The following is a 13,932-nucleotide window of genomic DNA, read 5'->3' as shown; positions in this document are numbered from 1 at the left end:
GCGGGATGCTGCCACTAAAGCCCTCGGGGTCGAATAGTCAATTCTGGCGATCGACGGCAAGACCTTGCGACGGCGCCATAAGCGTTCGGCCGGGTTGGTGGCCTTGCACTCCGTGAGAGTCTGGGCATCGGAATTTGGCCTGTCGCTCAGATTAGTGGCCTTTGAGGAGAACTCGAATGAAAACGCTGCGATTCCTGATGTTTTGAAGCTGGTGGAAATCCGAGGTGCGATCATCACGATCGATGCCATGGGCACACAGGCGGCCATTGCGCCGCAGGTTGTCGGCTTGTATTCGCACTCAAGGGCAACCAGGAAACGACACACCAGGGCGTGGGCGACTACATCGATTAGCAAGCAGAGTTCGATTTTTCCCACGTTGCCGCGAGCAGTAATTAAACCGTTGAAAGGGGTATGGCCGTGAAGAGATCAGAACCTACATTCAAATGGCCACTCCGAAGACCCTGTCAGGCTTCAGTCCTGGAGGGGCTTCAAGTCGATTTGAGCCGTGTTACTCATCTGAAATTGGAATGGGAAGGAAATCGCGGAGTCACGCTATTCTCTGAGCAGCCTGAGTCTGGATGTGAAACAGTTCACCCGAGCAGTCCGGGCTCACTGGGGCATTGAAAATGCATGCCACTGGTGCCTGAACGTGGCTTATCGCGAAGATGAAAATCGAATACGAGACGAGAACCTTAGAGAGGGCTTTGCCTGCTTCAGACGCTTCACACTCTCCCTGCTGAAGTAAGCCGCAGGAAGCGAAAGCGTTGCCATGATGCGACGCTTCTTCGGATGGGACGACAACGTTCTACTCAATGTTGAAAGGGCTTTGTGGCCGCTGGCCCTGGGGGTGCTCATGGGAGGGGTAGCGTTGACGCTTTTTGCTTGGCAGGTGCGACGAGGGTGTTAGCGATCTTCAGAGGAATCTCCAGGGTCGCATGTTTCAGCGAGCAAGAGTTGTCCGCTGATTTGTCTCAATTTCACGCGTGGAGTGTATCTGTGCGAGCGACTTTCTTTTTCATCGTTGCAAGTTTATCCGCCGACGTCTCGGTGGAATTAATGCCCAATGCATCAATTGCTGTGAAATATTCAGAGATCTGTAGAGGCTACGATCAAGCGATGGCAATTGCGCGCGGCAAGAATGCGCCCTCTAGCGAGCTGCGCCGCATTGGTGAGATACGCCAAGAAGCGTTTCGTGAATTGATTGTGGTTGGACAAAGGGCGGCGGAGGAGATGGTTGCTGCAGACTGGGCGGCGATTTCAATGGCTGCCGAGAGCTTATTTCAGCGCGACGAGTGTATCAGATGCGCGGTACGGGCAATTGAGTTAGATCCTCAGACAAGGGAGGCGTACGCCCCGCTGATTCGTTCTTTGTTGAATAGCAATCGGCTTGGCGATGCAGAGGCTATTTTGGTTTCCGCGAAGAAACGTTTTAATGATGGAAGCAAGTGGTATGGATTTCATTACTTCTTGTTCATAAAGCATCGAGATCAGAAGCATTGGGTACAGGCAGTTCCTCACCTTCAAGTAATGTTGGACGCAATATTGTTGGAGGGGAGCAACAATGCGATTGAAATGAGGAATGCGCTCAAGTACTTCAGCGAGTATCGAATCGCCACTCAGCAAGCGTGTTTGGATGAGAGCGGCCGCCGCCAGCTTGAAGTATGGATACTCAAATGTGCGGATGCGATCGATCGGAAATTGAACGATGATGGTGCTGGCACCCACGATTTGGCGCAATGTGCAGCACTCTGTGAAGCCCGATGCGCAATTGCTAAATGTTCTCCTGAAGTTGATTGTGATGAGTGCATCATTGCGTGGGCCAAAGTTGTCTTCGACGGACGGTGGGCTTCTCACGAAAACGCTAGTAGATTAGAGCAATTGTATTTTAGAAAATATTTTGAATCCAATGCCGCGAATGTCATCAGCTGGAGCAAGATTGCTGCGGGATTGTCGGAGGTGCTAAGTAATCACGTCGCCATCGAGAATGGTGTGGATAAGTACGCTGCAAAATCGACTTTGAAGAAACTTCAGGAGTTTGCGCGCGACCGTATTTCAAAAGGCCCCGGTGGCAACGATGATGCGATACCGTAGGAATCGCATGTGTGTCGAAATAGAGCTCGCTTGTGGACCCATCAACGCTGCTCGCGAGCCTTGGAATATACCTCGCGAGTTGCCGCCCAGAAGCCCAAGTCGCCGATCACCAGCTTGGGCTCGATCGTCAGTCCCTCTGCTTCAGGTTCAGCAGCAATTCCATCCACCTTTGCTTGCTCTCCCGATGGCCAGCAATGACGGCGATCAGTTCCTTCCCCACTTTGGCCATCGCTCCCATCAACACGAGCAGACATTGACGGGAATTGGCCTCATCTTCCAAGCGGACATTCACATAGATTCCGTCTTCCCGTACGTAGGCATAGTGCCTGCTCGAAAGGCTACATTTGCGCCATGCGTCATACTCCTTCGTGAGTCAGACAACAACATTGGCGCTGAACCCGCTTGCCTTCGGACCGATCAGTGATTGCAGGGCTTCCGAGAAATCACCTGTCGAGATTCCCTTGAGATAGAGCCAGGGAATCAGCTCTTCAATCGACTTGCTCTTTCTCAGGCACGGGGGATGATCGATGACGAAAAACGAACACGGTCTGTCCCGTCTGCCAACTTGTCGCGGACTCGAGGCTGAAAAACTTCCAGAGGTCTGGCTCCGGTTACGATCTCGCGAGAGGGCAAGTAACGGTTCCGAACAATTTGTCGTCGGTCCTGCTCGTCGACACGGCCCCAATGCTGCTCCAGGAAGGATTCCACTTCACCCTCCAAGACGCTTGCGGCATCTTCCTCGCGCCCTCCCGAACTCATGTATCCATGGGGCTGCGGCTCTCGTCATTTGCAGGGAAATTGATCGGAGATCAGTCATTTGCTTTCCTTCCAACCGCTGGGCTCTCAGTCTCGTTCGTACTAGTCTGTCGCATCAGTGGCGTTCCTTTCGTGCCCCGGGTGGGGCTGCTGATGTTTCATAAAACAGCAGGAGACGCCGCCTTTTCCCGTTCTCGACTCAAACACGGCTTTCAACAATATCTCGTGCGCGATTCTCGCTCATTCATATTTCGTATTGATCTGCGTGATCTCCAGGGCTCGCAAAAAATCAGAAGAAATGTGCCGAGAAAAATTCGCCGCCTCAACTTCGTGAAACTTTTTGAAGTTGGGGGCGGTTGTCGTTAATCATTTCTAGGTGCTTTTGTGCGGTGGCATGGTGAGCGAACTCACGAGAAATTGGAAGCGCGTCCTCTGATCTCACGAGATCCACCGCTTGGATATCACGGCGAGGCTTCTCTATGATGCCGGCCGGATTTCCTTTGAATTCTGCATGAACATTGAGAGCACCTGAAATGTCAGTTTCCGCGACGAATGAACCGATCGAGCACGTTCTGGTTGTGCCCACCGCCCTGTTTCGCGAGGTTGGGTACTTTCAAGGGTTCAATGCCAACGTCGATCGCTATATCTCGACGCTGCTCGATCCAGCTCATACCAGCTTCCGTCCGCGGAATGAAGTCGAGGAAGATCCCAGCTTCAAGCAACTGATTCCCTACTGCATTTTTCGTCACAATGGACAGGTGTTCTTCTATAAGCGGGGTAAAAAGGGCGGAGAAGGACGGCTGCATAGCAAGCGGTCGGTCGGGATCGGCGGACATATTTCGTCGACGGATCGGATGTCGGGTGACCGTCGTTATTTGGAGGCAATGCATCGCGAAATCAGCGAGGAAGTCTATTTGGAATCAGGGTTTAAGGATTCCTGTGTTGGTCTGATTAACGATGACGAGACCCCGGTCGGACAGGTTCATTTGGGGATTGTTCACATTTTTGACCTCGACGCGGCCAAAGTTCGCCCACGGGAAGAGTCGATCTTAGAGACAGGATTCGCAGAACCCGCAGAATTGTTACAGGTGATCGACCAGTTCGAAACATGGTCGCAGATCTGTCTCAAGCATTTGTTTGGGTAGATCCTTGCCGGTCTCCGCCTGGTGTTCGAGTGAAATTCATTCGGCCACAGTGTGTTGTCGCTGGCAAATCCGATGTTTTTGGGGCCAAGGAGGGTCAGGTAATGGCGATGATTTGGAGTCGACGATCGGTATTGGGAGCGGCCCTGGCAGCGGCGATTCCCGCAGTGGCAGGCGCGGCGACCCCTGATGAAAAGTCCGCGCCAACCGCCAAGGGCAAATTGACGGATCAATCGCTCGGCACGCTGCTGAACGCGATGGGATACGAGACGAAAGTCGAAGACAAACGCTACGACTTTGTATTCAAAGCGACCATTGAAGACGAAGAGTGGGATTTGTCGATGTCGACAGTTCTGAGCCAGGATTCCAGTTCGATCTGGGTGATGGCATGGCTCGACGAACTTCCCAAGTCGGCCGCCGACGTGCCGCGCACCGCGCTGCTGCGTCTGTTGTCCGACAACGACAAGCTGGGGAAAGGCAAATTCTTCACGTATATCGCGGCGAATCGTCGATTCGTCCTGCAGCGCGTGATTCCCAATGACAGCATGACGTCGGAAAAATTCCGCGCGGTGCTGGATGATCTGGGGCAGTCCGTTGTGGCAACGCATCCACACTGGAAGGTTTCCAACTGGACCGCGCCCGTCACGGATGATCCTGCCCAATCGGCTCAAACGGGCACTCAAGTGAAAGGAAGCGTTCCGGCCAGCGGGGTGTCTGCTTCCGGGGCCAAAAACACGGCTCCTAAAGTGGACAGAACCGCCGTCAACGATTCAAAGTTTGGTTCGTCGACGAAGAAGTGATTCCATCGGCAGCCTGTTGAATTACCGGGGACTGGATCCACTGCGGATCAAAAACGCCATGCCATCGTCAAGCGCGGTGTGGCTGTGCTCCTCGTTCCAGCAAGCTGTCACGCCAGGGCGACACTTGGCGGCGGGAATCGTCGATTCGGAAAGAACAAAGCCCGCTCACCTTTATGAGGGAGCGGGCTTGATTCTTTTCCACACCAATCTGCGTTTGGTCGAATTGGGATTCAATTCAACACTCGTTTCGCACCAACGTCACGTGCACAAGACATCGCGAGTGCTTTTGGCATGACAGTCCACTCATTTCCCGTTGCCGTGTCGATCAACTCACATTCGTAGGATCAACATTTCCAATGGTCCGTCGGCCCAGAACTGGCATGGGACAAAACTGATGCAATCGTCGGAAGCCTCTTATCGCGGTTTGATTTGCGTCTCGCGGTCCTTGCGAAACATTTCATCCAAGACAACTGGATGCCAGTTGCCGTCACGTTGTTCGGCGGGTGCATAGTGCCGCCGGGCCCAAGTACGCATTCTCATCTCTTCCACAGGATCGACGTCATGGCTACTGACCTGCTCTAGCATCACCAGCGCACTCACGATCTCCTCCTCCACCGCTGAACGGCTCCGAATTGCGAAAGACCCGGACGACCGAACTCGTCCGACAGCTTTGATGCTACAACTTTGAACAAAATCCGCAAGAAAAAATCAAATCAACCGTTATTTTTCTGGACAAAACATCGTTCCGTCACGCCTTAATTGACTGATCGATTGAACAACTCAATACCACGTTGGGTTTTCTGTCCGTTTCGATTTGACCTCCTTCCAATCTCGACCTAATGTTGAAACTGCCGAGTATCATCAGGCGATGCTTGTCCGTCACCATTCCGTCGGATGCACCTCGTCATCTACAATCGGAAAGTCGGAACAATGGCTGCGATCAAGCGATTTTTGCTCGACGAAGAAGCGGCATCGGCAACCGAGTACGCGATCATGCTGAGTCTGTTGTTGATGGTCATTGTTTCCACCGTGGCGACGTTGGGGACGAAGGCGAACAACGCATTTAATAACGCGGCATCCAATTTGTAGCGAATTTCGTCGCATTCGTTACGATCAAGAGCGGCCGAGTTCGACTGTCATTTCAGATGATTACGTGGCATGTCTCAATGACTTGCTGGTCCGTCACTGTCGGGTGTCCTGACTGAAAAAGCTGGCTTTCAACGATGATCGAACCGCGTTCCACGGAGGGATCGTGACCATGTTCTCGCGAACATGTCTCGCATTCGCGAACGAGACCCCTTCTGATCAGGCGAATTTGGATCGCGTGTGTTGCTGGATTTCATTCGGCGGAAACGTCGGTGATGTGAAAGCCACATTCGACGCGGCACTGGCATTGTTGAGCTTGCATTGCCACATTCAATTGGGACAACGATCCGGGCTCTATACCACGGCTCCAATGGGTTCCAGTGCGGGTCGGCCCTTCATCAATTCCGTCTGTGAGCTGACAACGAAGCTGTCGCCGCTACGCTTGTTGAACGTCCTTCAGTGTGTCGAGAATCAGTTGGGCCGCGTCCGCGACATTCGCTGGGGGCCGCGAACACTCGATCTGGATATTTTGACATACGGCCAGTATGTGCACGATGAACCCGACCTGATCGTTCCCCACCCCGCCCTGACCTATCGTCGATTTGTGCTTGATCCACTGGCGGAAGTCGCCACCGATTGGCGGCACCCGGTCAGCGAAATGTCTGCCAGGCAATTGGTGGCGCGGCTTGAACCGCGACCATTGCGTGTCGCTCTGCCCGAGATCTCTCCCTCGCAGCTCGACAAGCTGAGCGGTCAGCTTCGCACTCGATTTCCCGAGGTGAAATTGGTCCACGCGGATGTCGAGCAATCCGACGTTCTGCGAGTGCGAACCAGCAGTCCGGCCACCGAAGGCGAACGTGCTGTCATCGATTTGCGGAGATCGCCCGGAGATCTGCTTGAGCAATTGACATCGACACTGACGGCGGCGCTTGATGCCCCTCAGCGCCTGTCTGATTGGTAGACGCTGGACCGACATGTTTTTTCGGTTCCCTGCCTGTCGAAAACTGACGTGTCGAGCCTTGTCATTTCTCCAATTATCATGGCCCAATCGAAGCATGGCAGCGTTCGGCGGGGACCGGAAATTGACAGGTCATCGTCCCGTGGAATGTTGACGAGGCGCTTGGATCATAGCGACGACTTCCCTGCGCAATTCTCACATAGAGAAGAGTTAAGTTCAGCTCCCCATCCAAAAGGCGTGCAGAGTTCGCTAGAATTTGGTGCGGGCAAAATGTCCAAGGAATTGTGAGTGGTTTGGAAATGGAGTTCGAACGATGCGCAAGTATTTGATGCTGGCGACACTGGTTGCCGTGGGAATCTCGGCATGTGCGACGTCCTTCGCGCAGGGGCCTGCCGAAAAAGTCGTTGAGGCGGAGCAAGTCTTGAGCGAGCTGATGGCCATTCCGGCCAAGCAGATTCCGGCTCGGTTGCTCGAAGACGCTCAAGGCATCGTCGTGGTGCCGAATGTGATCAAGATCGGATTCATTGCCGGTGCTCGGCGTGGCCATGGTGTTGTCATGACGCGCGATGCCGACGGAGAGTGGAGTTTACCGCAGTTCGTGACCTTGACCGGTGGAAGTGTTGGGTGGCAGGCAGGCATCCAGGGAACCGATGTCGTGTTGGTTTTTACGACGCGGAAAGGTGTTGAAGGCCTTTTGAGCGGCAAGTTCACGGTCGGCGTTGATGCGGCGGTGACTGCGGGGCCAGTTGGACGTGAGGCCGCAGCGGGAACAGACGAAACACTTCGGGCCGAGATCTATTCCTACTCACGCAGTCGAGGACTTTTTGTGGGTGTTTCGTTAGATGGCTCGGCATTGGAAATTGATCACGAGGCACATGCTTTCTTTTATGGATCGCCATCAGGTGAGCTTCCACGACGTGTTCCCGCTCAGGCCGCAGAGCTGCGTCACTATTTGACGGAGATCACCCCGCATGGCGTTCATGTCGGACCGGGCAATGATCGCCCCGTCAATGATCGTCCTGTGATTGAACGCCCTGCTCCAGTGGCGTCGCCGCGACAACTGGAAACCATCCGTCGTTCACTCCTACGAAGCTCCGATCAACTTCAGGCCATTCTCAATCCAGAATGGCGTCCCTATCTCGGCTTGCCGAACGGGATTCAAGAGCCGGGGATGCTTCCAACGCCAGAGCATTTGTCTCTGGCCCTTCAGCGATTCGCGCATGTCAGTAACTCTCCGGAGTACCAGCGGCTGACCAAACGGCCCGAGTTTCAAAATACGTTCGAGCTGTTACGGGAATACGAGCAGGCGGTGGCATCGATTCGACCGACGCTGCAACTGCCTCCTCCGCCAGTTCACTTGCACGAAGTTCGGCCAAATTGAAGCCGGTGGAACTCGGTGAGCGATTCTGAGGGCTTATTTGCGATCTTGGCGGAGTGGAAGTCGTTTCCTCCGCCGAGATCGCAAGTGCGACGATGACATCCGAATTGTCATCCACTGATCTCGATGCAAACCTGTTTGTGTGATTGGCACCTGATCAACATGTCGCTGCATCCTGAAAAACGAAGGGCGATCGACTTCATGTCTCGACAACCAACAATCGTCAATGCGACCGAAGGGCGAATGATCGCCGTCGTTGGCGACGTGTATCGATTCCTTGTGACAGGTGCTGAGACGGAGGGGCGATACGCAATGTGGGAGGCGACCGTTCCTCCGGGTGGTGGACCACCCCCGCACGAGCACACGCGTGAAGAAGAATCGTTCTATATTCTCGAGGGAGAAGTCACTTTTCAGCTCGGCGACCGGCGCATCGTGGCCAGAGCCGGCGAATTTGCCAACATGCCGGTTGGTGTCGCACACTCGTTCAAGAATGAAAGTCAGCAGACCGCGCGAATGGTGATTTCGGTCGCCCCGGCTGGACTGGAACAGATGTTTTTCGAAGTGGGAACACCCGTCGCACCGGGCACGACGACAGCGGCACCACCCACGAAAGCCGAAATCGAAAAGCTGTTAGCAGCCGCACCCCGTTACGGAATCACGATCCATGTCCCAGGGCATTGAATCGTTGTACACCGCGCTCGCTAGCAGGGCCTGAACGAGGTCATTTCGGCGAAGCGTTCGCCGGGGTCGTGGCCGACACCGAATCAGGTGATTCTTTGGTCGAGGCGGCGGGGGCCTTCGGAGGTGTCAGGCCCGCTGTGGACGGTTCTGGATTCAGCGGTGGTGGTGGAATGAAATCGAGCGGCGCGGGGACGTCGATCGATTTGTCTGATGTTGTTGCCGGTGGTTGTCCGGGCGCAGGCGGCTCGGATTTCTTCGGCAGCTTGTCCTCAAAATGCTGAAGGACCTTCTGAGCAACTTCATCACGTGGTGCGAGTGCGACGCACTTTTGCAACTGCTTCACCGCATCGGCGGCGTAACCCAAAAAGCCATAATGATAGCCCAGCAGGAATCGCATGCTGGGTTCATCGGGCTTCTCTCGCGCGGCCTTTTCCAGAGCTCGAAGCTGGGACGTATAGTCTTCGCCCTTGCCGTAGAGATCACGGAAATTCTTGATGACCACATCCCATTTTTCAGGGGGCAAGGCCTGGACGGCTGCCTGTACCGCGCCTGCGGATTCGCTGTACTGTTCGGTTGCGAACAATGCCTGCGACAACATCATCACCAGGATGGCGTTCTGTGGATCATCAACCAGTCCATGTCGCCAAGCACGAACGGCGCCTTTGTAGTCACGATTCTTAAACGCGGTTTCGCCAATCTGTGCGAACTGTTCCGCCGTTGGCAGGCCGCTCGATGCTCCCGAGGTGGTGTCCGCAGGTTGTGCCGCCTGCACCGTCGACGCGATGACGGCGGGTGCGGCGTCCGTCGCGGTGGCGACACCGAGCGCTTCAATTTGGGAGGTCGGGCCGTATGCCAATCCCGAGGAGATCAACGTACTTGAGGTTCCGTATCCGGCGTTGCCTGCCAGATTGCCGACGCCGTACGTCTGATACGCGCAGTTTGGCATGTAGCCAATGGAGTTGCATCCAGCATAGCCATAGTTCGGGCTGTAGAGGTTGCCATTTAGGCAATAGCCGTATCCGTTCAGGCCATACCCGTATCCACCATAGCCGTAACCGTTATAGCCATACCCTCCATACCCGTAGCCCCCGTAATAGCTGGGCCAGTAGCTTCCGTAGTATCCGCCGTAGTACCCCAGGCCGTAACCGCCGTAGTAACCGCCATAGCCTAATCCATATCCCAAACCGTAACCGAGCCCCAGGCCCAGGCCGAATCCAGACCCGTACCCGTAATAGGGATAGCGCCAGTAGTTTGATCCGCCGTACCAGCCGTGATTGTGGTAGTAGTGGTTCGAGTTCCAGTAGCCATTGTGATTGTTATGGTTGTGGAACCCGTTGTTCCAATTCTGGTGGCCGTTGTTCCAGCCTTGATGATTGTGGTTTAAGGCTCCATGGTGCGCCATCGAGACGGCAGAGGCCTGATTCGCATGGTGATGGGACAAGAAGTTGTTCGAACCAAAATTGCTCGAGCCATGGTGCAGGCCCGCGCCACCCAACCCCAGTCCATTTCCCGAGCCATGATGCAGCATCGCGCCATTGAGCCCCGCACCCGACTGATGGGCGTGGTGCGAGAGGAATTGCGATCCTTGATGGGCCGACGAATTGAATCCATGCACCGCGTGCCGGGTGCTGACGTTCTGATAGAGCCCGTTTGCGCCCGAATGCCCCAGCCCGTTTTGATGTCCGTGGTTCTGATAGAAAGGCGCATGGAGCTGATGTTGAGTCCCCTGGTTATGCATGTTCGCATAATGGCCTTGTTGGCCGAAATGTTGATGCTGACCCAGGTTCTGGCCGCCCAGGTTTGGTGCTCCCGTGTGCGACAGATGCTGATGTGTTGAATTGAAGCTCTGGTGTTGCTGGCCGAAGTTTTGTTGTCCGACACCTTGATGTTGATTGAATCCATGGTTTTGGACGTTGCCCATGTGCTGCTGCACCTGATGCTGGACGCCGCCCATGCTGTGTTGTGCACCGATATGCTGCTGCACGCCGCCATAGTGGCCGGTGTGTCCGCCGCTGAATCCAGAATGCCCGCCACTGAATCCTGAATGGCCACCAAAGGTGTGTCCGCCCCCGCCGCCACCAAAATGGCCGCCCCCGCCACCCATATGCCCGCCGCCCATATGCCCGCCGCCACCGCTGTGACCACCACCGCCGCCATGTCCATGGTTGGCAAGAACCAGCGGCTGGCCCATCAATGATGTTCCGATCGCGACGACCAAACAGAACCGGATTCCGCGAATCATGCTCGCATCTCCTCTCGAAAGCGTCGGCAGGGGCCGCGCTTGTACCGCCTTCTGGCGCATGGACTTATTGTGCATGAACTTTACAGGGCGCAGAAATACTCTGCCATGGGGCAGTCGATCGACCTTGCTGATTTTTAATCAGACAACAAATGTCTGGTGAACCTGTCGCGACTGTGACCTGTCCGACGGTCTCGGCTACCGTCGTCGTAAATCGCGTGACGGTCTCGATTTTGTCCTGTTGTGGACTCTGGCACTTAGTCCGGCATTTGGATTCCGGAACATCGGTTTGACGGATACGGCGCTTTCCCGACATACTACGTGCAAACAGGCTCCATTGTAGTGAGCTTTCGATTTTGTGAAGGATATATTCAGCATGACTCAGCGGATTTGGAATTTCTCAGCAGGCCCGGCCGTTCTCCCCGAATCGGTGCTGGAAGAGGCAGGTCGCAATCTTTTGTCGCTGGGCAACTCCGGAATCGGTATTCTCGAACACTCCCACCGCGGCAAGGCGTTCCTGGCCGTTTATGAAGAGACCGAAGCTCTCGTTCGAGAAGTCGGTGGTGTTCCCGCCGACTACAAGGTCTTGTTTTTGCAAGGTGGCGCATCGACACAGTTCTTCCAGATCCCCATGAATTTTCTGACCTCGGACCGAACCGCCGACTATCTGGTCACGGGTTCGTGGTCTGAAAAAGCGGAAGAGGAAGCCCGTCGGTTCGGGATCACGAACGTGGCGTGCTCGAGCCAGGACAAGAACTATTCCTATATCCCCTCACAGTTTTCGTTCAGCGAGAAGCCTGCGTACGTTCACTACACGTCGAATAACACGATTTTTGGCACACAATGGCCGGGATTGCCGCCGGTTCCCGCAGGTCTCGATTTGATCTGCGATGCCAGCAGTGACATTTTCTCCCGTCCGATCGATGTGTCGAAACACGCAATGATCTATGCCGGGGCTCAAAAGAATCTTGGGCCGTCAGGTGTGACTCTTGTCCTGATGCGTAATGAACTGATCGAACGCGGCGCCAAAAACCTGCCAACAATGCTGCAGTATCGGACGCATGCGAAGAACGATTCTATGTATAACACCCCTCCAACCTTCGCGATTTACCTCGTCGGACTGGTGCTGAAGTGGATCAAACAAGGCGGTGGATTGTCGGCGATCGGCGAACGTAACCAGCGCAAGGCCGGAAAATTGTATGCGTTCCTCGATCAAAGCAAGTTGTTCAAGCCCACGGCCGCAAAAGAGAGCCGTTCGCTGATGAACGTCACGTTCGTCACTGGCGATGCGGACGTCGATGCAAAATTCTGCTCGGCCGCGACCAAAGCTGGATTCGACGGGCTGAAGGGACATCGAAGCGTCGGCGGAATGCGTGCGAGTATCTACAATGCGTTTCCCGAAGCGGGCGTTGATGCGCTGGTTGACTTCCTCAAGAAGTTCGAAGCGGACAATACCAAGGCGTAATGCGGTGCAGTTCATCAAGTACTTCGATTCAAGGCGCCGGTGTGATGCACCGGCGCCTTTTTTTACGCCTGTTTCATAGCCGCTGCGACAGGCGCTGGCGTCGTTTTCACTAAGGGAACGCAAAGGATCGGATATTCTCTGGCGCGAGAGGGTTGGTTTTGCTGCTCCGATGGAGCTATAATGCCATTTCTCTTTTCGCGGCCACGGATGTGGGCCGCTCATCAACGAATCTCGGAGGTTGCTGTTTATGGCCAAAGAAGAGGCCATCGAAGTCGAAGGCGATGTTGTCGAGGCACTCGCCAACACGCAATTTCGCGTGAAACTAAAAACGGGCCATATGGTTATGGCTCACGTTGCGGGCAAGATGCGCAAGAACTTCATCCGAATCGTGCCGGGTGATCATGTCGTCGTCGAAGTTTCGCCATACGACCTCAATCGCGGACGGATCGTGTTCCGTGAACGTTAATCGCCATCAATGGGGTCTTCATTCTCCTTGAAGCGGCCGACGATTCTTGTTCTAACGATGGGGCATCGAGTCTGTTCATTGTGTCTCTGTGGGATCAAATTCGATGCCACAGATTGTTACTCGCATTGAACAGATCGCTGGGTTGGATCGACCTGACGTTGCTTTCCAGGGTATCAGGCTGCGCCGGTCTAAATGCACGCCGTGATGAACTGGCCGATTTGACGACTCTGTTTGGCGTTTTATCCCATGTCGGCCTCCACCTCGAGTTCGTTGCCATTTGTGCATCTTTTTACGGATGGCGCCTGCCGCGGGAACCCTGGACCTGGTGGTTGGGGGTGCATTTTGCGTCATCCCGCTTCCGGCGCGGAGAAGGAGCTTTCCGGCGGGGTTCCCCTGACTACCAATAATCAGATGGAACTGCAGGCTGTGATTTCCGGCCTCTTGGCGCTCAAGTCGCCTTCCGAAGTGGAAGTTGTGACAGACAGCAGTTATGTCGCCAAGGGCAGCGCGGAATGGTTACCGGGGTGGAAACGCAACGGCTGGAAGCGTAAAGAGGGGACGAGTTGGAAGCCGGTGAAGAACGTCGAATTATGGCAGCAACTCGACAAGCTTCTCGAGCTCCACAAGGTCCGGTTCAAGCTGGTGCGAGGCCATACGGGCCATCCGGAAAATGAACGCTGCGATGAACTTGCGGTTGCCGCGGCAATGAATTTCATGGGCGGCTGACGTGCCGCGGGTGCTCGATCGGGCTTCCGGATCTGGGCTCGCATCGCTGCGACCGGGCCCTTGTCGAAATTGACGCGGACATTTCGCGCCGCATGAACCTTCTCTTCCGTGGTCCTACCAGCTGTGATTCTCGTTTCTCAATGC

Annotated in this window: 15 protein-coding genes and 1 pseudogene; 13 read left to right on the top strand and 3 right to left on the bottom strand. The window is 54.9% G+C overall.

What is annotated here, in order from left to right; translation table 11 throughout:
* Window positions 1-97: 97 nt before the first annotated feature.
* The 3 genes from OSO_RS52525 to OSO_RS0105845 all read left to right on the top strand — a co-directional run bounded on the left by OSO_RS52525 (window position 98) and on the right by OSO_RS0105845 (window position 2,091).
* Complete coding sequence (locus OSO_RS52525) at window positions 98-421, top strand: hypothetical protein (RefSeq protein ID WP_390510853.1); 324 nt, start codon at window positions 98-100, stop codon at window positions 419-421.
* Between the two features lie 159 nt (window positions 422-580).
* A complete protein-coding gene (locus OSO_RS52520) occupies window positions 581-745 on the top strand; it encodes a hypothetical protein (RefSeq protein ID WP_390510695.1) in 165 nt (54 codons plus the stop codon).
* A 251-nt stretch (window positions 746-996) separates the two neighbouring features.
* Window positions 997-2,091: a hypothetical protein gene (locus tag OSO_RS0105845; RefSeq protein ID WP_157605057.1), complete on the top strand. Its 1,095-nt coding sequence runs from the start codon at window positions 997-999 to the stop codon at window positions 2,089-2,091.
* A gap of 44 nt (window positions 2,092-2,135) precedes the next feature.
* On the opposite strand, the pseudogene OSO_RS49710 reads toward OSO_RS0105845, so the two are convergent.
* Window positions 2,136-2,395, bottom strand: a pseudogene (locus tag OSO_RS49710) (transposase); the annotation flags it as partial.
* A 380-nt stretch (window positions 2,396-2,775) separates the two neighbouring features.
* Between OSO_RS49710 and OSO_RS0105825 the strand changes: the two are divergent.
* From OSO_RS0105825 to OSO_RS0105815, 3 genes are all read left to right on the top strand, one after another.
* On the top strand, window positions 2,776-3,213 hold the full coding sequence (locus tag OSO_RS0105825) for a hypothetical protein (RefSeq protein WP_157605056.1): 438 nt from the start codon (window positions 2,776-2,778) through the stop codon (window positions 3,211-3,213).
* Between the two features lie 167 nt (window positions 3,214-3,380).
* Window positions 3,381-3,992: a phosphoesterase gene (locus OSO_RS0105820; protein ID WP_010582539.1), complete on the top strand. Its 612-nt coding sequence runs from the start codon at window positions 3,381-3,383 to the stop codon at window positions 3,990-3,992.
* Between the two features lie 101 nt (window positions 3,993-4,093).
* Complete coding sequence (locus OSO_RS0105815; protein WP_010582538.1) at window positions 4,094-4,789, top strand: type III secretion system chaperone; 696 nt, start codon at window positions 4,094-4,096, stop codon at window positions 4,787-4,789.
* 414 nt (window positions 4,790-5,203) lie between these two features.
* On the opposite strand, the gene OSO_RS0105805 is transcribed toward OSO_RS0105815, so the two are convergent.
* Window positions 5,204-5,389 (bottom strand): hypothetical protein, encoded by a 186-nt coding sequence (locus OSO_RS0105805; RefSeq protein ID WP_010582536.1) that lies wholly within the window; start codon window positions 5,387-5,389, stop codon window positions 5,204-5,206.
* 330 nt (window positions 5,390-5,719) lie between these two features.
* Here OSO_RS0105805 and OSO_RS42315 point away from each other — a divergent pair, with 330 nt between their 5' ends.
* The 4 genes from OSO_RS42315 (at window position 5,720) to OSO_RS0105785 (ending at window position 8,892) form a co-directional block, all read left to right on the top strand.
* A complete protein-coding gene (locus OSO_RS42315) occupies window positions 5,720-5,878 on the top strand; it encodes a Flp family type IVb pilin (protein ID WP_157605055.1) in 159 nt (52 codons plus the stop codon).
* A gap of 169 nt (window positions 5,879-6,047) precedes the next feature.
* Window positions 6,048-6,836, top strand: coding sequence for a 2-amino-4-hydroxy-6-hydroxymethyldihydropteridine diphosphokinase (gene folK / locus OSO_RS47500; protein ID WP_010582534.1), 789 nt, complete (start codon window positions 6,048-6,050; stop codon window positions 6,834-6,836).
* A gap of 310 nt (window positions 6,837-7,146) precedes the next feature.
* Window positions 7,147-8,214 (top strand): lipid-binding SYLF domain-containing protein, encoded by a 1,068-nt coding sequence (locus OSO_RS49370; RefSeq protein WP_010582533.1) that lies wholly within the window; start codon window positions 7,147-7,149, stop codon window positions 8,212-8,214.
* A gap of 198 nt (window positions 8,215-8,412) precedes the next feature.
* Window positions 8,413-8,892 carry a cupin domain-containing protein gene (locus OSO_RS0105785; protein ID WP_029246692.1) on the top strand — a complete coding sequence of 160 codons (480 nt, stop codon included), beginning with the start codon at window positions 8,413-8,415 and terminating at the stop codon, window positions 8,890-8,892.
* Between the two features lie 40 nt (window positions 8,893-8,932).
* On the opposite strand, the gene OSO_RS0105780 is transcribed toward OSO_RS0105785, so the two are convergent.
* Window positions 8,933-11,134, bottom strand: a complete 2,202-nt coding sequence (locus tag OSO_RS0105780; protein ID WP_010582531.1) for a tetratricopeptide repeat protein — start codon at window positions 11,132-11,134, stop codon at window positions 8,933-8,935.
* Between the two features lie 373 nt (window positions 11,135-11,507).
* Between OSO_RS0105780 and serC the strand changes: the two genes are divergently transcribed.
* The 3 genes from serC to rnhA all read left to right on the top strand — a co-directional run bounded on the left by serC (window position 11,508) and on the right by rnhA (window position 13,788).
* Window positions 11,508-12,596 carry a 3-phosphoserine/phosphohydroxythreonine transaminase gene (gene serC, locus OSO_RS0105775; protein ID WP_010582530.1) on the top strand — a complete coding sequence of 363 codons (1,089 nt, stop codon included), beginning with the start codon at window positions 11,508-11,510 and terminating at the stop codon, window positions 12,594-12,596.
* 247 nt (window positions 12,597-12,843) lie between these two features.
* Window positions 12,844-13,062, top strand: coding sequence for a translation initiation factor IF-1 (gene infA, locus OSO_RS0105770; RefSeq protein ID WP_010582529.1), 219 nt, complete (start codon window positions 12,844-12,846; stop codon window positions 13,060-13,062).
* 246 nt (window positions 13,063-13,308) lie between these two features.
* Complete coding sequence (gene rnhA / locus OSO_RS0105765; RefSeq protein WP_040591612.1) at window positions 13,309-13,788, top strand: ribonuclease HI; 480 nt, start codon at window positions 13,309-13,311, stop codon at window positions 13,786-13,788.
* The last annotated feature ends 144 nt before the right edge of the window (window positions 13,789-13,932 follow it).

It is taken from the genome of Schlesneria paludicola DSM 18645, assembly GCF_000255655.1.
Classification (GTDB): domain Bacteria; phylum Planctomycetota; class Planctomycetia; order Planctomycetales; family Planctomycetaceae; genus Schlesneria; species Schlesneria paludicola.
This window is presented reverse-complemented; position numbering and strand designations above follow the sequence as displayed.

Coding starts and splice junctions, on each gene's coding strand:
- OSO_RS0105825 (WP_157605056.1), top strand. CDS start 2,776: ATGCTGCTCCAGGAAGGATTCCACTTCACCCTCCAAGACGCTTGCGGC.
- OSO_RS0105820 (WP_010582539.1), top strand. CDS start 3,381: ATGTCAGTTTCCGCGACGAATGAACCGATCGAGCACGTTCTGGTTGTG.
- OSO_RS0105815 (WP_010582538.1), top strand. CDS start 4,094: ATGGCGATGATTTGGAGTCGACGATCGGTATTGGGAGCGGCCCTGGCA.
- OSO_RS42315 (WP_157605055.1), top strand. CDS start 5,720: ATGGCTGCGATCAAGCGATTTTTGCTCGACGAAGAAGCGGCATCGGCA.
- folK (WP_010582534.1), top strand. CDS start 6,048: ATGTTCTCGCGAACATGTCTCGCATTCGCGAACGAGACCCCTTCTGAT.
- OSO_RS49370 (WP_010582533.1), top strand. CDS start 7,147: ATGCGCAAGTATTTGATGCTGGCGACACTGGTTGCCGTGGGAATCTCG.
- OSO_RS0105785 (WP_029246692.1), top strand. CDS start 8,413: ATGTCTCGACAACCAACAATCGTCAATGCGACCGAAGGGCGAATGATC.
- OSO_RS0105780 (WP_010582531.1), bottom strand. CDS start 11,134: ATGATTCGCGGAATCCGGTTCTGTTTGGTCGTCGCGATCGGAACATCA.
- serC (WP_010582530.1), top strand. CDS start 11,508: ATGACTCAGCGGATTTGGAATTTCTCAGCAGGCCCGGCCGTTCTCCCC.
- infA (WP_010582529.1), top strand. CDS start 12,844: ATGGCCAAAGAAGAGGCCATCGAAGTCGAAGGCGATGTTGTCGAGGCA.
- rnhA (WP_040591612.1), top strand. CDS start 13,309: ATGTCGGCCTCCACCTCGAGTTCGTTGCCATTTGTGCATCTTTTTACG.